This is a genomic window from Dermacoccus sp. PAMC28757 (genome assembly GCF_014302635.1).
In the GTDB taxonomy this organism is placed as follows: Bacteria; Actinomycetota; Actinomycetes; order Actinomycetales; family Dermatophilaceae; genus Dermacoccus; species Dermacoccus abyssi.
Genome location: NZ_CP060292.1, coordinates 986,863 through 1,006,007, shown reverse-complemented (window position 1 = coordinate 1,006,007; position 19,145 = coordinate 986,863). Strand labels below are relative to the sequence as shown.

Sequence of the window (19,145 nt, the reverse complement as noted above, 5' to 3'; positions counted from 1 at the left end):
GCGCTCCTGGGGCCGGTAGACTGACGACGCATCGCGCGTGCGATGACACCCGCCCCTCCAAGGTCGATCAGGAGCCTGCCGATGCCTCGTTACCGCGCTGCGGGCGCCGCCTGCCTCGCCATGGCGCTCACGGTGACGTTGGGGGCCTGCAGCAGCAAGGAAGAGCCGAAGAAGAAGGCTGCGCCCACCTGCCCGGCCGGCAACCCGAAGCCGTCTCGCGCCGTCGCCTGGCCGACGATGTACGCCAACGTGTACAACGCGAGCGACTCCAAGGGTGAGGCGGCCACAGTCGCCAGGCGCCTCGGATGGCGAGGACTCAATCTGCTCGAGGTGGCGAACGACCCGCTCGCCGACGACCGGCCGACACCGAAGTACGCGGAGATCCGGTACGGCAAGTCCGGGCGCACGATCGCCCTCAACCTGGCCACTCAGATCCCGCACGCCAACCTCTACCAGGACGAACGGGCCGACCCGACGGTCGACGTCGTCATCGGCAACGACTTCACGCTGACGCCGCAGCCGCCGCGCCCCATCAAGGACGTCAAGGTGGCCGTGTTCAACACGACCTTCCAGAGCGGACTCGCTGCGACGGTGAGCAACCAGCTGGCCAAGCAGGGCTTTCACAGCGAGGCGAAGGCCAACGATCGCGCCTACTACCCAGACGACACGGCCGTCATCGTCTACGACGAGGAGGGCCTGCCCGACGCCCAGCGCGTCCAGATGAGCATCCCCGGCTCGCGACTTCTGCAGGACGAGAAGGCGAACGTCAGCATGACGGGTCGCGACGTGCGCCTCTACCTCGGGTCGAAGTGGCTCAAGGGCGGCAAGGTGGCCCCGCTCTCGCAGGCGACGAAGGCTCCGGGCTCCTCACCGACACCGAGCTGCTGAGGTCGCCGTTCACGCCTCACCTCGACGGTTCAACCAACGAAGCGGGCCGCACCCCCGAAGGTGCGGCCCGCTTCGTCCGTGGGGAAGGCGCGTCAGCGACGGCGGCCCGTACCGAACAGACTGCGGGTGATCTCGCGGCCGATCTGTGTGCCCGCGGAGCGCATGAACGACTTGAACGCGCTGGAGCGCACGACCTGGCTCACCATGCCGGGCTCCTCCTTCGGCTTCGCTGCTTCCTTCGGAGCGGCCTTGGGCTTTTCCTCGGCGTTGTCACCCTCGGCGGGAGCCTGGGCGAACTTGTTCTGAAGACGCTCGTACGCGGATTCGCGGTCGACGGCCTCGGAGTACTTCGAGGCGATGGCGGAGGCGCCGATGACGCGGTCCATCGTCTCCTCGCTCGCCGGGGCCATCTTCGACGTCGGTGCGAGCATGCGGGTCCACGCGACGGGCGTCGGCGCGCCCTTCTCGGAGAGCACCGTGACGACGGCCTCGCCGGTGCCGAGCGTCGTGAGGAGCTCCTCGAGGTCGTACCCACTCTTCGGGAAGGTACGTACGGTGGCGTTGAGCGCCTTCTGATCGTCCGGCGTGAAAGCGCGCAGCGCGTGCTGCACCCGGTTACCGAGCTGACCGAGAACGCCGGCGGGGACATCCTTCGGGGTCTGCGTGACGAAGAAGACACCGACGCCCTTGGAGCGGATGAGACGAACGGTCTGCTCGATCTGGTCGACGAACGCCTTGCTCGCCTCGTCGAAGAGCAGGTGCGCCTCGTCGAAGAAGAAGACGAGCTTCGGCTTGTCGAGGTCGCCGGCTTCCGGGAGCTCCTGGAACAGGTCGGCGAGCATCCACATGAGGAACGTGGAGAACAGCGTCGGCTGCTCCTGGACGCTCGGCAGTTCGAGGCAGGTGATGATGCCGCGACCGTCGGCGCCAGTACGCAGCAGGTCCGAGGTCTCGAACTCCGGCTCACCGAAGAACGCCTCGGCGCCGCCGTCGGCGAAAGCGATGAGATTGCGCAGGATGACTCCGGCCGTGGCCGACGAGAGACCGCCCAGTTCCTTGAGGTCGGCCTTCCCCTCGTCGGACGTGAGGTGAGTGATGACGGCGCGCAGATCCTTGAGGTCAAGCAGTGCGAGACCCTGGCTGTCGGCATAGTGGAAGATCAGCCCGAGGCTCGACTCCTGGGTCGAGTTGAGGCCCAGCACCTTCGACAGCAGCGTCGGGCCGAACGATGTGACCGTGGCACGAACCGGCACGCCCTTGCCCTGACCGCCCAGCGCGAGGTACTCGACCTCGAAGCCCTTCGCCTCCCACGTCTGCCCCACGTCGGACGCACGCTGCGCGACCTTGTCGTTCGACTCGCCTGGCTCGGCCAGACCCGAGAGGTCGCCCTTGATGTCGGCCATGAAGACGGGCACGCCGTTCGTGGCGAGCTGCTCGGCCATGAGCTGGAGGGTCTTGGTCTTACCGGTACCGGTGGCTCCCGCGATGAGTCCGTGACGGTTCATCATCGCGAGCGGCAGACGTACCTGGACGTCTGGTGCTGCAGCGCCTGCGTCGACGGCAGCGCCGAGGTCGAGCGAGCCGCCCTCGAAGGCGTAACCCGTGCGGATGGCTTCAAGCTGATTGTTTTCGCTCACGCGGCGACAATATCCGGCGCGTGTGTGCACGCGCAGTAGACGACGCGCATAAAATGAGCCCGTGATCTTCAAGGCCGTCGGCGACTCGCGCCCCTACCCCGACCACGGCCTCGTGACGCCCAAGGACTGGTCGCCGATCACGCCGCGTGTCGTCCGCCTCGCAGATCTGACGACCACCCGCGCCACGCTCGATCTCTCGGCGCTGCTTTCGCAGGATTCGACCTTCTACGGGGACATCTTCGCGCACGTCGTTGCCTACAGCGGCGAGCTGTACCTCGAGGACGGCCTGCACCGCGCCCTGCGCGCCGCGTTGCAGCAGCGTTCCACCTTCCACGCCAGGGTGCTTTCGCTGTGAGCTACGTCCGCGACAACGGTCTCGAGCGTGCCCGCCGTCGGCGCGAGCGGCGCTCGTTGGCGATCCTGACGCTCTGCGCCCTCCTGGTCATCGGCTCCGTCGTCTTCGCCGCCACGTTCATGTCCCAGCCGAGCAAGCCGAAGGCCGGCGAGTGCCCCAGCGGCACGACGACATCGCTGCCGCCTCAGGCCACGTTCCCCGTCAACGTCTACAACGCGGGTGGGCCGAAGGGCGCTGCGGGTGACGCCGCCGACGCCCTGCGAACGTACGAGTTCAATGTCGGCACGGTGAGCAACGACCCGTACAAGAAGAAGATCTCGGACGTGGGCGAGATTCGGTTCGGTCCGGGCGGAGCCCAGAACGCCAAGAAGTACGTCGAGCCACGCGTCCCGGGCGCGAAGCTCGTCCAGGATGGGCGCGACGGCGCTGGTGTCGATGTTGTCGTCGGCCCGCAGTTCCCGACGCTCGAGAAGGCCGCGGAGAAGCCGTCCGCCTCACCCAGTTGCTCCTGATCACCAGCGGGCTTCCGACATTCCTCACGCCCCGGTCATCCCGTTTTTGACTCAGTGACCCACTGTTGTAATCTTTCTGGCGGTGGCGTGTCCGAGCGGCCTAAGGAGCACGCCTCGAAAGCGTGTGTGGGGGTAACTCCACCGTGGGTTCAAATCCCACCGCCACCGCCAGATACGAATGGACCCCCACCCGGGACCAGCGACGAAGTCGCCCTGGGTGGGGGTCCATTCGTATCTGATGAAGCACGGGGGATTTGGGAGGAGTGACGCGCGAGCGAGCGACAGCGAGCCCCGCGCGTCACGACGGCTCCCACCGCCACCGCCAGATACGAATGGACCCCCGCCCAGGACCAGCGACGAAGTCGCCCTGGGTGGGGGTCCATTCGTATCTGATGAAGCACGGGGGAGAAGGCCCACCGCCTGTCGGTCGGACCACTCGACGAACCGATGACGCCCACTCCAGCCACTGAGGACGCACCCTCCACCCACAGGGAGGGGCCACACACCCCAAAGTGCCCCTCATTTCCACCAGATCGAAAAGTGGGGACCAAGGTCCCGTCACGCCGCTTTGCGCGCACTCGGGGCCGACAATCCCCCGACGTGACGGGCAAAACGGGCCACCTCACCACAGTTGGACGATTTTCCAACTTCGCGAAACGGAACCCGTTTCGCAGCGCATCCGGGCGATCTCAGCAAGAAGTCACTGTACTCTCTTCCGCCCGCCAACCCGGGGGCGTCCGGTATATTGACCAACAATCAACCATCTGGTTTCTTCAGAGCCTTGCGATCGGGCTGCCACCCATTGTTCGACCAGGGCCCGGGACCCAACAGGGATTCGGACGACCGTCCAAATATTCGCGTATCGTGTGCCATGCCAACGGCACTCGGCGTGGGACCACCAGTCAGCATGATCGCTCGCAGGCGGCACGACCGCACTGCAAGCCCCACAGGAGGATGTTTCATGGCCAAGAACGTGCGTCAGCGCATGATCGTGGGCGCTTGCGACCTGTTGTCGCGACGCGGCCTCCAATCCACCTCGTTCGCGGAGGTCACCCAGGCAACGGGCACCCCGCGCGGCTCGATCTACCACCACTTCCCCGGGGGAAAGCAGGAACTCGTCCTTGCTGCTCTCGATGCAAGCGCGGAGTCCTTCGTGGAGTGGATCGGCTCCATCTGCCGCGTCAACCCCGAGCAGTTCGTTCGTTCGGTGCTCGACGGCTACCGCGCGTACGTTCTCGACGGCGAATTCGAAGTGGGTTGCTCCGCCACCGCCGTCACCGTCGCAGCGGAGAACACCGAACAGCTCGACCGATGCGCCGTGGTCTTCGCCACGTTCGTCGACGCCCTGAGCGACGGCCTCCGCGAGTGCGGCGTCGAGCCCGAGGCTGCCCGCTCCTTCGCCACCCTCGCCTTCTGCTCCCTCAACGGTGCCACGACCGTGGCACGCGCAGCCCGCACGGCTGCATCGCTCGACACCGTCGAGCACCACCTCATCGATCAGGCACGCACGCTTCCCCGCGTGCACGTGGCTGCCACGGCCTGACGCCTCTCCGGCACGTGAAAAGCGGCCGGTACCCGCTCGGATGAGCAGGTACCGGCCGCTTTCTGCGTCCGGAGGAACCTCGGATCAGCCCTCGGTCGAACGCGTGGGGCGCTGGCCGAGCTCCTCGTCGAGGCGCAGGAGGCCGGGGCCGTCGTCCTTGATGAGTTCGACGCGACCGACGATCTCGCTGACCGTCGCCTCTTCCTCGATCTGCTCGGTGAGGAACCAGTTGAGCAGCGGACGCGAGTCGAGGTCACCCTCGGAATCGGCGGAGCGGTACAGCTCGCGGATCGATTCCGAGACCTTCTTCTCGTGCGCGTAGGCCGCTTCGAAGGCGTCGAGCACGGTCGAAACCTCGACGCTCGGAGCCATCTGGGAGCCGATCTTCGGGTGGTTGTCGCGGTCGAGCAAGTGGTCGATGAACTTGTTGGCGTGGACGATCTCCTCGTCCGCCTGGTGCCGCAGCCACGCAGCCATGCCCGGGAGGTCCATAGCGTCGAGCTCGATGGCGAGCTGGCGGTAGACGATCGAGGCCTCGAACTCGAGGGTGATCTGGTCGTTGAATGCCTTTTCGAGATCTGCGCTGAGCTTCATATCTGCATCGTGCCACTTCATTCGGCGTGGCGCAGGTGAGACGAGGCAAGCCTGACCAACCGCCCCGTCCCGCGCGGAGCTTCGTCACATAGGCTCGAAACATGCTCGCTATCACGCTGCCCGAGTTCGGTGACGAGAGCGTCCTCACTCCCGCCGACGTCGACACGCCCAGCCCCGCAGACCTCGCCGGCGACGAGGTGCTCATCCGCGTCGCGGCTGCAGGCGTCAACCGCGCGGACCTCATGCAGCGTCAGGGTTTCTATCCGCCGCCGCCCGGCGAATCGGAGCTTCCGGGGCTCGAGGTCTCCGGCACGATCGAGGCCGTCGGAACCGACACGCTGGGGTGGAAGGTCGGCGACGAGGTCTGCGCGCTCCTTGCCGGAGGCGGTTACGCCGAGTACGTCGTGGCCCCGGTCGGCCAGATCCTGCCGGTCCCCCACGGCATTGACCTCGTCACCGCAGCAGCGCTCCCGGAGGTTGCCTCCACCGTCTGGTCGAACGTCTTCCTCACGGCCGACCTCCAACCCGGCGAACTCGTCCTCGTCCACGGCGGCGGCAGTGGCATCGGCACGATGGCCATCCAGCTCGCCAAGGCGTCCGGCGCCCGCGTCGCCGTGACGGCCGGCTCGGCGGAGAAGCTCGCCGCCTGCAAGGCGCTCGGAGCAGACATTCTCATCAACTATCGCGAGGACGACTTCGTCGACGCGATGGACGCCGAAGGCGGTGCGAACGTCATCCTCGATGTCGTCGGAGCCAAGTACCTCGAACGCAACATCGCGGCTCTCGCGCCAAGCGGGCGGCTCGTCGTCATCGGCATGCAGGGCGGGACGAAGGCCGAACTCGACCTGTCGAAGCTGCTCGCCAAGCGTGCGCAGATCACCGCGACGGGTCTGCGCTCACGCCCGCGCGAGGAGAAGGCCGCCATCGTCGCGCACGTGCGCGAAAACGTCTGGCCGCTCGTCGAATCCGGCGCGGTGCGTCCGATCGTGCACGCCACCTATCCCCTCACCCAGGCGGCTGACGCCCACCGCGAGCTCGCGGCGTCGCAGCACATCGGCAAGGTGCTCCTCACCGTCTGATCGCACAGCCACTCCGTTGACCGAGCCCACGACGAGCGCATTGCTCGCCGTGGGCTCGTGCGTGTCGCCCTTGCGCCCTCATCGACATACCCGGTATACATCTCCATACCGGGTATACATACTGCGTATGCGCGGACGGAACGGGAGCAGGTCCGGTTCGTCGTCTCGGGGAGAGAACGGCGAACCGGACCGATCCTCACGGAGGGAACGAAGATGAAGCCGACACTCGAGCTGCGACACGTCAGCAAGACCCACACGTCACCGGCCGGTGACGTCTATGCTCTGCGCGAGGTCGACCTCGCGCTCTACCCGGGCGAGCTCGTCGCCGTCATGGGGCCGTCGGGCTCGGGCAAGTCGACGCTGCTCAACATGGCCGGAGGCCTCGACGCCCCGTCGTCCGGTGACGTACTCGTCGGCGGCACCTCGATCGTCGGGCTGCCGCAGCGGGAGATGGCGGCGCTTCGCCGTACGCGCGTCGGATTCGTCTTCCAGGACCTCAACCTCGTCCCGGCACTGACCGCCGCCGAGAACGCCGCCCTGCCTCTCGAACTCGACGGCCTCAGCACCCGCGACGCCCGCAAGGCCGGCATCGCTGCGCTCGCGTCGGTCGGCCTCGAGGATCTCGCCGACCGCTACCCCGAGGAGATGTCGGGCGGCCAGCAGCAGCGCGTCGCGATCGCTCGGTCGCTCGTCGGCGACCGCAGCCTCGTGCTCGCCGACGAGCCGACCGGTGCCCTCGACTCCGTCACCGGCGAAGAGGTGCTCATGGTGCTGCGTGACCGCTGTGACGCGGGCGCTGCCGTTCTGCTCGTCACCCACGACTCTCGTCACGCCTCGTGGGCCGACCGCATCGTCAACCTGCGTGACGGTGCCGTCGTCGACGTCGTGGGCGACCTCCCGGAGGGCGCCGAGACGAGCGAGCAGGTGACGTCATGACGAAGTCCTCCCGCGTCCCGGCCCGCCGCATCGCCGCCGCATCGCTGCTGCTCACCCTGATGGGCGCCGGCGCCCAGGTCGCTACCGCGAGCGCCGAGCCCTCCCACGCCGAGGCTGCCGGGCCCGTCGCCGTGAGCACGTGGGCACCGACCCACGGCACGCCGTCGGCGGCGACGGCCGAGGACACGGCCTGCCTCGACGGTGTGCTTTTCGATTACACGAGGGCTCAGATCGTGCTCGCTGCGTCCGCCGCCGGCGCTCTCGTCATGGCGGCCCGGGCCGCCACCCGCAAGGAGGGCTGACATGTCTGCTCCCCTCAGCGGTTGGCGCCTACCGCTCCGCCTCGCCGCGCGCGACCTCAAGCGCTACAAGGGCCGCTCGGCCCTCGCTGCCCTGCTCATCTTTCTGCCCGTTCTCGTCATGGCCGCGGGACTCGCGGCGATCGCAACGGTGGACATCTCGCCCGGGGAGGACGCCGCGATGCGCTCCCGGGGGGTCAGTGCCGTCGTGACGGTCAACGACGAGCAGGCATCCGGCGCGCGGGCGATCACGGCCTTCCCGGCCTCGGGTCGCAAAGTCACGCAGGCCGAGCCCCCCACTGCAACCGAGATCTCGCGCCAGGCCGACGCGCCTGCCATCGGCCTCAGCGAGGAGTACGGCGTCTTCTCGCCGGTACCGAACGGGTCAGGTTTCACGGCCACGAGAGGCTCGGTGGTGCTCACCGACCTCACCAGCCCCATCCTGCGCCAGCAGTTCAGGATCAAGGAGGGGCGGGCTCCCCAACGGCCGGGTGAGGTCGTCATCACCGACTACGGACGGATCATCGGCCTGCCCACCAGCGGCCCGCTGGGCATGCGCGTGCACGACGGTAGCGCCAGCCCCGTGACAGTGGTCGGGGTGACCAGCGCCGGAGTGCCCGGCGTCGCCGTCGTCGGGCCGGCACCCGAGGGCGTTCGTCCGACGAACGTGAGCTTCCTCGTCTCCGACTCCCGGGCGTGGAGTTCTTCAGAAGCTCGGTCGTGGCAGAAGTACGGCCTCACCGTGAGCGCACCGGGTACCGCCATCGAGGAAGAAGTCGCACCCACGGCCACCGACCCCGGTATGGCTCTCGGCATTGCCGTCGGCACGATGGCGTTCGTCGCCGTGACGGCGCTGCTCGCCGCTCCCGCCTTCGCTGCGAGTGCCACGCGTCAACGCCGCACGCTCGGGCTCGTCGCCGCCAACGGTGGTACGCGCGGCATGTTGCGCCGCATGGTCATGGCCGAGGCGATGCTCCTCGGCGCCCTGACGGCCGTGGTGGCCACGCTGCTCGGCACCGCGCTGGGCGCCGCTGCCGGTCACTTCAGCCGGGTCCGCTTCTACGGCATCACTCCACCGATCGACATCCGCGTCAGCTGGATGGTCGGGATCGTCCTCGTCGCGACGTTCGCCTCGCTCGTCGCGGCATTCGCACCGGCGATGGCAGCCGGCCGCACCAACCTTCTCGCGGCTCTGCGCGGCCAGGTCTCGTCGCGCACGGTCAAGCGACGCCTGCCGGTCGTCGGCGTCATCGGTGTCGTCCTCGGGACGCTGTGCCTCTACCGGGCCGTCACGCTCGACAATGACGACACCTCTCAGCAGACGCTCCTCGCCTACGTCGGCGTGCCACTGTTCTTCGGCGGCGCCGTCCTCGCCGTGCCGTACGTTCTCATGGCCGCCGGCAAACTGGCGGGGCACCTTCCCCTCACGGCACGCATCGCCGTGCGTGACGTCAGCCGTCAGCGCACACGGGCCACGGCGTCCGTGGGTGCCGTGCTGGCCACGGTGGCCGTGTGCACCGGCGTCACCGTCCTCGCGTCCAGCGTTGACGCGCACGAGCGCGCCACGTACACGCCGAGCGTCCCGATGGGGACCGGACAGTTCACGAACTACAGCGGCATCGGCACACAACCCCGCACGCAAGCGGAGGTCGACGCAGGCCTGGCCGCGGCACGCCGCATCGCGTCGCCGATCGTCCCCCTGTGGGTGAACAGGGACAACGGGGAGAAATTCATCGGCTTCGCCGAGAGTTGTCCCACGGCCGGTGATTACCTCGACTCGGCGTCGCTGGAGACCACGTACATCGACGCCAGCGGCATGGACCGCCTCGGTCTGAGCGAGACCCAGCGCTCGGTCCTTGAGAGCGGCGGGGTACTGCTCTCGACAGGGGCCAAGAGCTCGGTCTCGGCGAAGATCCTGACTCCGGCCCGTCAGGGCCCCCACACCATCACGCTTAAGCGCTTCGTGGCCGAGTGGACCGACACCGGCCGAACCAAGACCAGCTCGTGCACGCCGGTTTCGCTCAAGGCGGCCCCGATTCCCGAGAAGCGGATCAACGACACGATGAAGACCGACCGTGACACCACGGCGATCATGTTGCGTTCGACCGCCGAGAAGCACGAGGTGCCGACGGAGATCTATGCCCTGAACGTCGCGCCGGCAGGAGGTATCGACACGCGGATGGAAGCGCAGCTCAAAGCTGCAGCCCCGTTCGGCCTGGATCTCTATGTCGAGCGCGGCTACTCGAGCCCCATGAGTCAGATTCTGCTCGCGCTGACGGTGCTCGCCGGACTGCTCGTCATCATCACAACGGTCATCTCGACCCTGCTCAACGATGCCGAGTCACGCGCCGACGCGGCCACGCTCGCCACGGTCGGAGCACCGCTGGGGATGCGCCGCCGCATCGTCGGCGCCCACGCCGCGGCGATCGGATTCATCGGCAGTGTGGTCGGCATCGCCATCGGTATCGTGCCTGGCCTCATCCTGGCGCGGGACGCCACCGGAACGGCTTACACCGAGACCGGCGCCACGAGCGTCCCCGGAACCTATGTGGTTCCCTGGTGGCTGCTGCTCATCCTGCTCGTCGGCGTGCCCCTGCTCGCCGCGGCGATCTCGATGACGTTCGCCCGGCGCACGCCGCCGCTGACCCGCCGCGAAGCATGAGGAGGCTGTCATGAGTGTTCGTAACAGTCTTCTCGCCCTTCTCGACTCCCAGCCGATGTACGGCGCCCAGCTCAAGGCCGAGTTCGAGGCTCGCACCGGCGGTCAGTGGCCGCTGAACATCGGTCAGGTCTACACGACGTTGGGGCGCCTCGAGCGCGACGGTCTCGTCGAGGGCGCCGGTACGCCGGACGCCGACGGGCGCATCCCCTACCGGCTCACCGACGCCGGCCGCGCCGAGGTGCTCGGCTGGTGGGATCAGGCGGTGCCGCGGGACGTCACGCCCCGCAACGAACTGGCCATCAAGTTGGCCCTCGCCGTGACGATGCCGGGCGTCGACGTTCGGGCTATCGTCTCGGCGCAACGGGCGGCGACGTTGACGCACCTGCGCGAACTCAACCGCTCGAAACCGCGCCGGTCGTTCGGTGAGACCCCGCCTGGTGTGGGCGCCGACGAGCTCGTCCTCGAGTCGTTCATCTTCGCCGACGAGGCCGAACTGCGCTGGCTCGATTACGTCGAGGAGCGACTGGCGCGCAGCTGACCCCTGCTCGAACCACACCGTGCGCGGGTCCGGGTCACACCGGGCCCGCGTTCGTGTGTTCGGTATCCGGCGCACGCTCGGTGGCCGTGCACGGCGCCGGGCCGACAAAATAGGAGTCATGTCCCGGCTGACCATGCTCCTCGTCCCGCCCGAGGTGCGGCGCGTCGCGCGACGCCGTGGCGTGACGAAGAGGCGCGTGGCCGACGAGCTACACACCTTCGTCGAGGTGAAGCCCTCTCCGGGACGCTGGAAGGTGGCTGCGCACATCACGACCTGCGTGACGCTCACCGTGCTCACGCTGTCGCTGATCTTCGGTCCCAAGATGGGATTGCTCGGCCTCACCGGAACGTTCCTGTGCACCGTCAGCGTGCGACGCACGTGGCGCCACCGCGTCACGATCCTCGCCTCGATGACACTCGCCTACGCCCTCGCCCTGACCATCGGCGTGAGCGTCGCGGGCAACGCCCTTCTCACCACCCTCGCCCTGACGGCGATCACGGGCGTCAGTGTGCTGCTCTACCACGCGCTCGTCGGCGACCCGCCCGGGCCGGTGTTCCTCACGATCGGCCCGGCCATCGGCACCTACCTGCCCACCACGGGCGTGTCCGGCTCGACGTTCGTCCTGGCCGCGTCGCTCGGCGCCGTGATGTCGAGCGTGCTCAGCCTCGCCCTGCAGTGGCCGTTCCGGCACACTCCCGAGGACGAAGCCGTCGAGGACGCGCAAGAGGCGTGTGACGAATACTTCGCCACCGACCCCGACGGCGACTTCGTCGAGACGGGCCGCCTGCGCGACGCCGCATACGGCTCGATCTTCAACGCCGCGTGGGCCGTCGCGTTGGCCGCAGGACGCCGCAACCGCAACCCGCACCTGCGTGATCTCACGGCGCAGGTGCGCAAGATGCACATCGCCGTCGTCCAACGCACCGCCGCCACCCGCCTGCCCGACGCCGACATCGCCGTCCCCACGATGCTCCAGGCGCGCTACCTCGGGCGTCCGCCGCGGCGTTACCTGCTCGATTGGGGGCTGTCCCGCTCTTCCCTGCCCTCGCTCATCGCGCGCCGGGCCGCGCTCGCGGTGCTCGCCACCTGCGTCATCGCGTACGCCCTCGGCGTCTCACACCCGTACTGGGCCGTCATGACAACGGCGCTGCTCGTCTCCCTCAACGGTGACCGACTCTCGCTGACGCACCGCGCCGGCCACCGCTTCGTCGGCACCGTCGTCGGCGTCGGTCTGTTCTTCCTCGTCAGCCTGGCCGGGCCGACCGACTGGTGGGTCATCGTCATCGCGCTCGTGTGCGTCTTCCTCCTGCAGTGGTCGGTCGTGAGCAACTACGCGCTCGGTTCGATGTTCATCACACCGATGGCGTTGCTCGTGGCCTCCGTCGGCTCGTCGCACGCACCGACGACCGAGTTGATGCTCGACCGCGTCTTCGAGACGGCGCTCTCGTGCGCCATCTGTGTCGTCATCTTGTGGGCGTTCGCGCGACGTCTGCCGATCCGTTTGGTGCGCAGGCAGTTCCGCCGCTCGCTGCGAGCGCTTCAGCGCGTGCTCGTGCTCATGGCCGACGGCCAGCAGGATTCGGACCGGGGCGTCGCCGCCCGGCGGGATCTCGTCTTCGAACAGCTCGAGGCCGACCACGTGCTCGCGATGGCGGCCACCGATCTGCCGCACACCCTCGGAACGTGGGAGGAGGTGGAGGCCAGCCTCAACTCCACGTCCTACGTGACGCTCGCCGCGTGCTGGACCGCGGACCCACTCAAGCTGCTCGACGCCGAAGCGATGAGCGCCCGCCTCACGCGCCTCATCCACGATCTGCCGCCGATCTCGACGCAGGTCGTCAACTCCACCACGGTGGCCACCGGCCTCGACGAGGTGCTCGCGGTCGGGCTCGCGCGCCGCAGCTGACGCGCTACCCGGAGTTCTCGTCGTCCCTCTCGACGACGAACCGTACGACCTCGACCAACGCGTCGTCCGGCATCTCGGCGTAGTAGTTACGTCGCAGAGCTTCCACGAACTCCCGCATGTCGGTGCCGGGCGGAGCGTCCGCCTGCTCGGCCGTGAGGGTCGCTGCCGCGTGGCTCGTGACCGACTCGACCCGGCCACGAAGACTGCGAGCACCGAAGGCGAACCGGGCAGCGCCGGGTGCGATGTTCTCCTTCCATCGCACGGTGGTGGCCTTCGTGCCGACGCTCACGGCGTCGAAGTATCCCTCGGCGAAGTCGACCTGCTGCATGCCGCCAGGATGGCACTCGGCGCCCACGAGGTGGGCGAGATCCCGACGTGTTCCCGACCGATGCACGAACGCGCGAGAAGCGACCATCGCTTCCGGCGCGTACGGTGCGCCTGTGAACTCGTCGTACGTCAGGCGGCCTCGGCCCGCTCGGAGCGGCTCAGCCGACCGTCGACCATCTCGTACACGGAGTCGACGGCGGTGAGCGTCGGCAGGTCGTGCGTCACCATGAGCGTCGCGACGCCGGAGTCACGCGTCACGTCGCCGATGAGGCGCATGACGGCAGAGCTGCGCTCGGAGTCGAGCGCCGACGTCGGTTCGTCGACGAGGAGCAGCTCGGGTGAGTTCATGAGCGCCCGGGCGATACCCACGCGCTGACGCTGACCGCCCGACAGCTGCGCCGGACGACGGCTCGCGGCGTCCTTGAGGTCGACTGCCTCGAGCAGTTCCATCGCGCGATCCTGGACGGCCTTGCCCTTGCGCCCGTCGAGGCGGGCCACGGCTTCGAGTTGTTCCGCGGCGATGAGCGACGCGATGAGGTTGCTCTGCTGGAAGACGAAGCCGATCGACGACAGGCGCACCGCGGCCGCGTCCTTGCGCGACAGGCCGGAGACGACACGGCCACCGATCGCGACTCTGCCCGAGTCCGGCGTCTGCAGCAGACCCGCCACGGCGAGGAGCGACGACTTACCCGAACCGGACGGGCCGGTGACGGCGGCGAACTCGCCGGGTTCGACGCTGAGGCTGACGTGGTCGACCGCGGTGATGCGGCCGGCGCCGTCGGGGAAGGTGAGAACGGCGTCATCGACGATGAGGCTCATCGTGCAGCTCCTAGCGCTGAGTTGGGGTCGACGGTCGCGATGCGGCGCAGGCTGACGAGCGCGCCGAGCAGACCGAGAACCACGAGAAGGACGAGGGGGACGAGGGTCGTCGTCGGGCTGACGACGAAGGGGACGACGTCTCGGGCGAGCAACCCGCCGACGGTCGCGATGAGCGTGCCGAGGCCACCGCCGATGAGGAGGAGAATCGCGGCCTGACCGAGGGCGTCACGCACGAGGTAGCTCGTGCGGGCACCGATCGCCTTGAGGACAGCGAGGTCCGGCGTGCGCTGGATGGTCCAGATCGTGAAGAACGCTCCCACGACGAGGGCCGAGACGAGCATGAGCATGACGCGCATCAGCGTGAGCGAACCGTTCTCGGCCTGGTAGGCGGAGATGGTGGACAGGGAATCGTTCGGTGTCATCGCCACGAGGTCGCTCTGCTTCTCAAACGCTGCCGCATCGAACGAACCGTCCGTCTTCAGCAGGGCGAGCGAGGTGCCGCCCGCGGTCTGGACGCCCGCGGCCTTGGCGTCGGTCTGCGTCATCCAGACGACGGGAACGTGCTGGTAGGACGCATCGTCGCTCAGTGCCTGCACGCGAACCGATCTGTCGCCGAACGTGATCGAGTCACCGGCCGCGACGTTCGCGTCCTTGCCGAGGCCCGAACCGACGACGACCGAGCCGGGACGAACGCCCGACGGCGCGGCGAACGATCCGTCCTCGACGACGAAGACCGTGACGGCCGAGCGGACACCGTCGACGCTGACGCGGCTCTGCGCGATCGCCAGTGACGTCGCCTCCGTGACGCCGGGCTGGTCGGCCGCGTCCTTCACCGCGGACGACGCGACGCGAGAGGAGTCGAAGCCGACCTTCTGCCCCTGGGCCGGCTGCGAGAAGGCGATTTGGGAGACGCCGCGATCCGGCATCGTCGAGACGGCGGCAACGCTCTCACGCCCGAGGCCCGCCGCGAGCCCCGTCAGCATGACGACGAGCAGCGTGATGAGAGCGACCACGCCGCCGATGAGCGCGAACCTGCCCTTGGCGTGGCGCAGGTCGCGGGATCCGAGAAACATCTCAGCCTTTCCGAACAAGAGGTGCGGGAGTGAATGCCTCCATTCCATCGCCGTTCCCGCGCGCACACATCGACCGCTCGGCGAGGCCCGCCTCAACCGTTCGGTTGATACCGCCGCGCGCCTTGCCAAGGCAGAATGAAGGGACGATGAGTGCCCACCCGCCACCGTCCGCCACAGCCCGACGCCCCGAGACGGCGCGCGCAATCCGCGCCATGCAGGCCGCCATGCACGTGCTCTTCGTCCTGCTCTTCGTCGTCGGGCTCGCGCGTGCGCTTCTCACGCAGACGACGACGGCGCCGCACCTCGCGCTCCTGTTCGTCGCGTCGGCGCTGTTCATGGGCCTCTACTGTTTCGGCCTCACGCTGGAGCGCCGTCCGGTCTCCGACGCGCGCCGCGAACAGCTCGCCCAGGTGTGGATCTCAGCGCTCGTCGTGGCGTGGATCGCGCTGCTCGCCGTGGCTGCCGACTTCGCGTGGCTGGCGTTCGCGTTCTACTTCCTCGTCCTCTACGTCGCGCGACGCGCGCTCGCCGCGGCCCTGGTCGCTGTCGTGCTCGTTGCGAGCGTCGTCGCTCTCGCGAGCTCGAACTCGACGCGGGGACCGGGCAGCCTCATCGGCCCGTTCATGGGCATGCTCGTCGCCCTCGGTATCGCATGGGTGTACGTCCAACTGCGGCGGGAGAACGACGCCCGCAACCTCCTCGTCGACCAACTCGTCGCTGCGCAGGACGACGCCCTCGCCGCCCAGGAGGAATTGGCGCACGCGCAGCACCGCGCCGGGGTCCTCGCCGAGCGCGAGCGACTCGCCCGCGACATCCACGACACCCTCGCCCAGGGCTTCTCCAGCATCCTGCTCCTCTCGCGTGCCGGGCTGGCGCGCGAGGACGGCGAGGGCACGCTGCTGCGTCAGATCGAGGAACAGGCCGCGGAAGGGCTGACGCAGGCCCGCGAGGTCGTCCACGCCCTCGCTCCGACGGAACTCGCCGATGCTCCCCTGTTCGCGGCCATCCGCCGCCTCGCCGAGCGCCTCGGCGAACAGACCGGCATCGCAGTGTCCACGACGTGCGACGGAGAGGCCCGCCCGCTGCCGTCCCCCGTCGAGGTCGCGTTGCTGCGCATCGCACAGAGCGGTCTCGCCAACTCGCGCATCCATGCCCAGGCTTCGCGCGCCGGGGTGACGCTCGCCTACTCGCCCACCGACGTGACGCTCGAGATCATCGACGACGGTGTCGGCTTCGACGAGGCCGCCGTCGAGCGCGCCCCGCTCGGTGGCAGCGGATTCGGCCTGCGTGCCATCCGCGAGCGCCTCGTCGAACTCGGCGGGCAGCTCGAGGTCGAGTCGGCCCCCGGTGAAGGGGCGGCGCTCTTCGTCAGGATCCCGACGGCCACCTCGCCTGCCGCACCATCGCCCGTCACGACGAACGGAGGCGCCCTGTGACCACGGTGCTGCTCACCGACGACCATCCCGTGGTCCGCGCCGGCCTGCGGGCCCTGCTCGTGGCGTCGGGCATCGACGTTCTCGCCGAAGCGAGTGACGGCGCGGAGGCCATCGCCGAACTCGATCGGCTCACGGCCACCGGAACACCGCCCGACGTCGTCCTCATGGACCTGCAGATGGGCGACGGCATGGACGGTGTGAGTGCGACGGCGGCCATCCGTGGCCGCGGATGCGCCCCCGCGGTGCTCATCCTCACGACCTACGACACGGACACCGACATCCTGCGCGCCGTCGAGGCGGGCGCCGGCGGCTATCTGCTCAAGGACGCCCCACCGGAGACCCTCGTCGACGCCGTCCACCGCGCGGCACGCGGCGAGACGGTGCTCGCACCGGCCGTAGCGCAGCGCCTCGTCACCCGCCTCGCGCAGCCGACAGCCTCTCTCACGGCGCGCGAGGTGGACGTTCTGGAACGGGTCGCCGACGGCGCGACGAACCGCGCGATCGCCAAGGCACTCTTCGTCTCCGAGGCCACCGTGAAGACCCACCTCGTGCACATCAACGAGAAGCTCGGGGCCACCTCCCGCACGGACGCCGTCGCCAAGGCCCGCACTGCCGGCATCCTGCGCTGACGGAATTCGGTGTGGTGAGGCAATCACCATGTCAGTTCAGGAGGGGTCGACGAGGTGACCCGGCTGCGGAGCCACGCGCGCGAGTTTCACGGCGTGTTGGATGCGGCGCGTCGAGTCGTCGGGTTCGGGCAGTTCCTCGAGGGCGAACCAGCCCGATTCGAGGGCCTCACTGGCCACCTCGACGTGCGGTTTCGTTTCGCAGTGGACGCGGAAAATGACGTCGATGTGCCGAATCTCCGGCACGAAGTACGTGGCCATCGCGCCGCCCGGTTCGATCGTCAGGCCGGTCTCCTCGCGCACCTCACGGATGACGGCGTCGCGCGGCTGTTCACCGCCGTCGATGAGCCCGCCGGGCAGCGACCAGCCCTTGCGGTGCACCTGACGCAGCGCGAGCACCCGACCGTCGTACTCGATGATCGCAACGGCACCCGCCGTGAACGTCGGCTGGATCGCGTGGACGATGCGGTGGCTGATGCCGACCGGCAGCCACTTGTAGAGGCGCAGCGCCGCCATCCGCAGTGGTGAAGGGTTCGCAGCGTTCACAGTGACTCCTCGACGAGGTTCTCAAGGCGCGCCTCCGGGACGTGGTCGAGGTCCTCGTCCGCCTCTCCCGAGACGTGGTAGCGGCGCATCACCTTGACCATGTTGTTGACGACGGCGATCAGCGGCACCGCGGTGAAGGCGCCGAAAGCCCCTCCGAGCACGGTGCCGGCGGTGACGCCGAGCAGGATGACGAGCGGGTGGAGATCGACGAACTTGCCCAGAATGATCGGGTTGACGAGATTGCCGAACAGCTGGATGACGAGGGCGAGCGCCACCATCATCACGATCGCGGTGACGATGCCCTTGCTGACGAGAGCGATGACGAACAGCAGGACCGCCGCGACGAGCACGCCGACGAGCGGCACCAGGGAGCCGAGGAACAGCGCCACGGTGAGGGGGACGGCCAGTGGGACACCGGCGATCCACATGACCGGCAGCATCGCCCCGGCGTTGAGTACGGCGAGCAGAACGAGCGATCGCATGTAGACGACGAGCGTCCTCCATGCTGCCGCGCCGGCGAGATCCGCATAGTTGTGGGCGGGGCGCGGGAGCACCCGCACGCACCAGCGCCAGATGGAGCCGTCGTCGGCGAGAAGGAAGAGAACACAGAAAAGCGTCAGGACGAAACCCGACAGCGCGCCTGCCGCCTGACCGAGATAGCCGCCGGCCTGTGCGGTGATGTCGCCGGAGTGCTCGCTCACCGTTTTGGCCAGATCGACGGTGTAGGTGTTCGCAGTGGCCGGGTCGAGGCCGAGCGGACCGTCGACCAACCAGTCACGCGCACCGCGCTGGGCGCCGCCGAACTGACTCGCGAACTCGCCGCTGGAACCGGCCACCTGGGCCCAGACGAACCACACGAGCAGCGCGATGAACCCGAATCCGACGAAAAAGGAGATGACGGCCGAGAGCCCGCGCCCGAGGCCTCGGCGCACGAGCCACGCCACGAGCGGCTGCAGGAGCGCCGCCACCATGATGCCGGTGACGAGCGCAACGGTCACGAGGCCGAGCTTTGCCAGGGCCCAGAACACGAGCGCCACTGCGGCTGCGACGAGCAGGAGGTAACCCGACCAGGCACCCGCGAGGCGGATGCCGAAGGGGACGCTCGCGCGCGCCTTGTCAGGGGAAACCGGCTCGTTCATCGGGCCAGTTTCCCACGTCGAGCGCTCAGGCCGGACGGCTCAGTTCGAGGGCCTCGTACTCGGAGGGGGGCAATGAGCACCGGGGCGATGGTTCGCCAGAAGTACTCCACTTCCTCGTGCAGGCCCTGCTCGTGCCCGGTGGCCTGCCACGTGAGGTGCAACCCGAGCAGGGCCCCGGTGAGCATCCGCGCCATGCGTTCGGCGTCGATCCTTTTGGCAAAAGGGCTCTT

General features: G+C 68.5%; 19 protein-coding genes and 1 tRNA gene. 13 read left to right on the top strand and 7 right to left on the bottom strand.

The features are described from left to right. Positions 1 to 81: 81 nt before the first annotated feature. Positions 82 to 888 (top strand): LytR C-terminal domain-containing protein, encoded by an 807-nt coding sequence (locus H7F30_RS04880; RefSeq protein ID WP_187037120.1) that lies wholly within the window; start codon positions 82 to 84, stop codon positions 886 to 888. Positions 889 to 980: 92 nt separating this feature from the next. On the opposite strand, the gene H7F30_RS04875 is transcribed toward H7F30_RS04880, so the two are convergent. Beyond that, positions 981 to 2,525 (bottom strand): helicase HerA-like domain-containing protein, encoded by a 1,545-nt coding sequence (locus H7F30_RS04875; protein ID WP_187037117.1) that lies wholly within the window; start codon positions 2,523 to 2,525, stop codon positions 981 to 983. Positions 2,526 to 2,586: 61 nt separating this feature from the next. Here H7F30_RS04875 and H7F30_RS04870 point away from each other — a divergent pair, with 61 nt between their 5' ends. The 4 genes from H7F30_RS04870 to H7F30_RS04855 all read left to right on the top strand — a co-directional run bounded on the left by H7F30_RS04870 (position 2,587) and on the right by H7F30_RS04855 (position 4,935). Then, positions 2,587 to 2,880, top strand: a complete 294-nt coding sequence (locus tag H7F30_RS04870; protein WP_047312530.1) for a type II toxin-antitoxin system VapB family antitoxin — start codon at positions 2,587 to 2,589, stop codon at positions 2,878 to 2,880. Further along, positions 2,877 to 3,392 (top strand): LytR C-terminal domain-containing protein, encoded by a 516-nt coding sequence (locus H7F30_RS04865; protein ID WP_187037116.1) that lies wholly within the window; start codon positions 2,877 to 2,879, stop codon positions 3,390 to 3,392. The genes H7F30_RS04870 and H7F30_RS04865 overlap by 4 nt, the downstream gene beginning before the upstream one ends. A gap of 81 nt (positions 3,393 to 3,473) precedes the next feature. Beyond that, a tRNA-Ser gene (locus H7F30_RS04860) sits at positions 3,474 to 3,563 on the top strand. A 790-nt stretch (positions 3,564 to 4,353) separates the two neighbouring features. Next, positions 4,354 to 4,935, top strand: coding sequence for a TetR/AcrR family transcriptional regulator (locus H7F30_RS04855; protein ID WP_187037114.1), 582 nt, complete (start codon positions 4,354 to 4,356; stop codon positions 4,933 to 4,935). A gap of 84 nt (positions 4,936 to 5,019) precedes the next feature. Here H7F30_RS04855 and H7F30_RS04850 read toward each other — a convergent pair whose 3' ends face one another. Beyond that, positions 5,020 to 5,529: a ferritin gene (locus tag H7F30_RS04850; RefSeq protein WP_047312532.1), complete on the bottom strand. Its 510-nt coding sequence runs from the start codon at positions 5,527 to 5,529 to the stop codon at positions 5,020 to 5,022. 101 nt (positions 5,530 to 5,630) lie between these two features. Between H7F30_RS04850 and H7F30_RS04845 the strand changes: the two genes are divergently transcribed. The 6 genes from H7F30_RS04845 (at position 5,631) to H7F30_RS04820 (ending at position 12,949) form a co-directional block, all read left to right on the top strand. Then, positions 5,631 to 6,608, top strand: a complete 978-nt coding sequence (locus H7F30_RS04845; protein ID WP_187037112.1) for an NAD(P)H-quinone oxidoreductase — start codon at positions 5,631 to 5,633, stop codon at positions 6,606 to 6,608. Positions 6,609 to 6,821: 213 nt separating this feature from the next. Continuing rightward, positions 6,822 to 7,544, top strand: a complete 723-nt coding sequence (locus H7F30_RS04840; RefSeq protein WP_187037110.1) for an ABC transporter ATP-binding protein — start codon at positions 6,822 to 6,824, stop codon at positions 7,542 to 7,544. After that, complete coding sequence (locus H7F30_RS04835) at positions 7,541 to 7,846, top strand: hypothetical protein (protein WP_187037108.1); 306 nt, start codon at positions 7,541 to 7,543, stop codon at positions 7,844 to 7,846. Before H7F30_RS04840 ends, H7F30_RS04835 begins: the two co-directional genes overlap by 4 nt. 1 nt (position 7,847) lies before the next feature. Next, entirely contained in the window at positions 7,848 to 10,505 is a 2,658-nt protein-coding gene (locus H7F30_RS04830) for an ABC transporter permease (protein WP_187037105.1), read from the top strand. A 10-nt stretch (positions 10,506 to 10,515) separates the two neighbouring features. Continuing rightward, entirely contained in the window at positions 10,516 to 11,043 is a 528-nt protein-coding gene (locus H7F30_RS04825) for a PadR family transcriptional regulator (RefSeq protein WP_187037103.1), read from the top strand. Positions 11,044 to 11,161: 118 nt separating this feature from the next. After that, on the top strand, positions 11,162 to 12,949 hold the full coding sequence (locus tag H7F30_RS04820) for an FUSC family protein (protein ID WP_187037101.1): 1,788 nt from the start codon (positions 11,162 to 11,164) through the stop codon (positions 12,947 to 12,949). A gap of 4 nt (positions 12,950 to 12,953) precedes the next feature. On the opposite strand, the gene H7F30_RS04815 is transcribed toward H7F30_RS04820, so the two are convergent. The 3 genes from H7F30_RS04815 to H7F30_RS04805 form a co-directional block, all read right to left on the bottom strand. After that, positions 12,954 to 13,277 (bottom strand): ASCH domain-containing protein, encoded by a 324-nt coding sequence (locus H7F30_RS04815; protein WP_187037099.1) that lies wholly within the window; start codon positions 13,275 to 13,277, stop codon positions 12,954 to 12,956. 128 nt (positions 13,278 to 13,405) lie between these two features. After that, a complete protein-coding gene (locus tag H7F30_RS04810) occupies positions 13,406 to 14,095 on the bottom strand; it encodes an ABC transporter ATP-binding protein (protein ID WP_187037097.1) in 690 nt (229 codons plus the stop codon). Beyond that, complete coding sequence (locus tag H7F30_RS04805; protein WP_187037094.1) at positions 14,092 to 15,168, bottom strand: FtsX-like permease family protein; 1,077 nt, start codon at positions 15,166 to 15,168, stop codon at positions 14,092 to 14,094. The genes H7F30_RS04810 and H7F30_RS04805 overlap by 4 nt, the downstream gene beginning before the upstream one ends. A 146-nt stretch (positions 15,169 to 15,314) precedes the next feature. On the opposite strand from H7F30_RS04805, the gene H7F30_RS04800 reads away from it, so the two are divergent. Together H7F30_RS04800 and H7F30_RS04795 are read left to right on the top strand one after the other, a co-directional pair. After that, positions 15,315 to 16,604 carry a sensor histidine kinase gene (locus H7F30_RS04800; protein WP_187037092.1) on the top strand — a complete coding sequence of 430 codons (1,290 nt, stop codon included), beginning with the start codon at positions 15,315 to 15,317 and terminating at the stop codon, positions 16,602 to 16,604. Then, positions 16,601 to 17,233, top strand: coding sequence for a response regulator transcription factor (locus H7F30_RS04795; protein WP_118914318.1), 633 nt, complete (start codon positions 16,601 to 16,603; stop codon positions 17,231 to 17,233). Before H7F30_RS04800 ends, H7F30_RS04795 begins: the two co-directional genes overlap by 4 nt. 36 nt (positions 17,234 to 17,269) lie before the next feature. On the opposite strand, the gene H7F30_RS04790 is transcribed toward H7F30_RS04795, so the two are convergent. Together H7F30_RS04790 and H7F30_RS04785 are read right to left on the bottom strand one after the other, a co-directional pair. Then, complete coding sequence (locus H7F30_RS04790; protein ID WP_047312541.1) at positions 17,270 to 17,776, bottom strand: NUDIX hydrolase; 507 nt, start codon at positions 17,774 to 17,776, stop codon at positions 17,270 to 17,272. Further along, entirely contained in the window at positions 17,773 to 18,915 is a 1,143-nt protein-coding gene (locus tag H7F30_RS04785) for an AI-2E family transporter (RefSeq protein ID WP_187037090.1), read from the bottom strand. The genes H7F30_RS04790 and H7F30_RS04785 overlap by 4 nt, the downstream gene beginning before the upstream one ends. Positions 18,916 to 19,145 lie beyond the last annotated feature (230 nt).

Excerpts from the sequence above, each read along its gene's own strand:
- H7F30_RS04880 (WP_187037120.1), top strand. The coding sequence starts at position 82 with ATGCCTCGTTACCGCGCTGCGGGCGCCGCCTGCCTCGCCATGGCGCTC.
- H7F30_RS04855 (WP_187037114.1), top strand. The coding sequence starts at position 4,354 with ATGGCCAAGAACGTGCGTCAGCGCATGATCGTGGGCGCTTGCGACCTG.
- H7F30_RS04850 (WP_047312532.1), bottom strand. The coding sequence starts at position 5,529 with ATGAAGCTCAGCGCAGATCTCGAAAAGGCATTCAACGACCAGATCACC.
- H7F30_RS04845 (WP_187037112.1), top strand. The coding sequence starts at position 5,631 with ATGCTCGCTATCACGCTGCCCGAGTTCGGTGACGAGAGCGTCCTCACT.
- H7F30_RS04840 (WP_187037110.1), top strand. The coding sequence starts at position 6,822 with ATGAAGCCGACACTCGAGCTGCGACACGTCAGCAAGACCCACACGTCA.
- H7F30_RS04835 (WP_187037108.1), top strand. The coding sequence starts at position 7,541 with ATGACGAAGTCCTCCCGCGTCCCGGCCCGCCGCATCGCCGCCGCATCG.
- H7F30_RS04830 (WP_187037105.1), top strand. The coding sequence starts at position 7,848 with ATGTCTGCTCCCCTCAGCGGTTGGCGCCTACCGCTCCGCCTCGCCGCG.
- H7F30_RS04825 (WP_187037103.1), top strand. The coding sequence starts at position 10,516 with ATGAGTGTTCGTAACAGTCTTCTCGCCCTTCTCGACTCCCAGCCGATG.
- H7F30_RS04820 (WP_187037101.1), top strand. The coding sequence starts at position 11,162 with ATGTCCCGGCTGACCATGCTCCTCGTCCCGCCCGAGGTGCGGCGCGTC.
- H7F30_RS04815 (WP_187037099.1), bottom strand. The coding sequence starts at position 13,277 with ATGCAGCAGGTCGACTTCGCCGAGGGATACTTCGACGCCGTGAGCGTC.
- H7F30_RS04810 (WP_187037097.1), bottom strand. The coding sequence starts at position 14,095 with ATGAGCCTCATCGTCGATGACGCCGTTCTCACCTTCCCCGACGGCGCC.
- H7F30_RS04805 (WP_187037094.1), bottom strand. The coding sequence starts at position 15,168 with ATGTTTCTCGGATCCCGCGACCTGCGCCACGCCAAGGGCAGGTTCGCG.
- H7F30_RS04800 (WP_187037092.1), top strand. The coding sequence starts at position 15,315 with ATGAGTGCCCACCCGCCACCGTCCGCCACAGCCCGACGCCCCGAGACG.
- H7F30_RS04785 (WP_187037090.1), bottom strand. The coding sequence starts at position 18,915 with ATGAACGAGCCGGTTTCCCCTGACAAGGCGCGCGCGAGCGTCCCCTTC.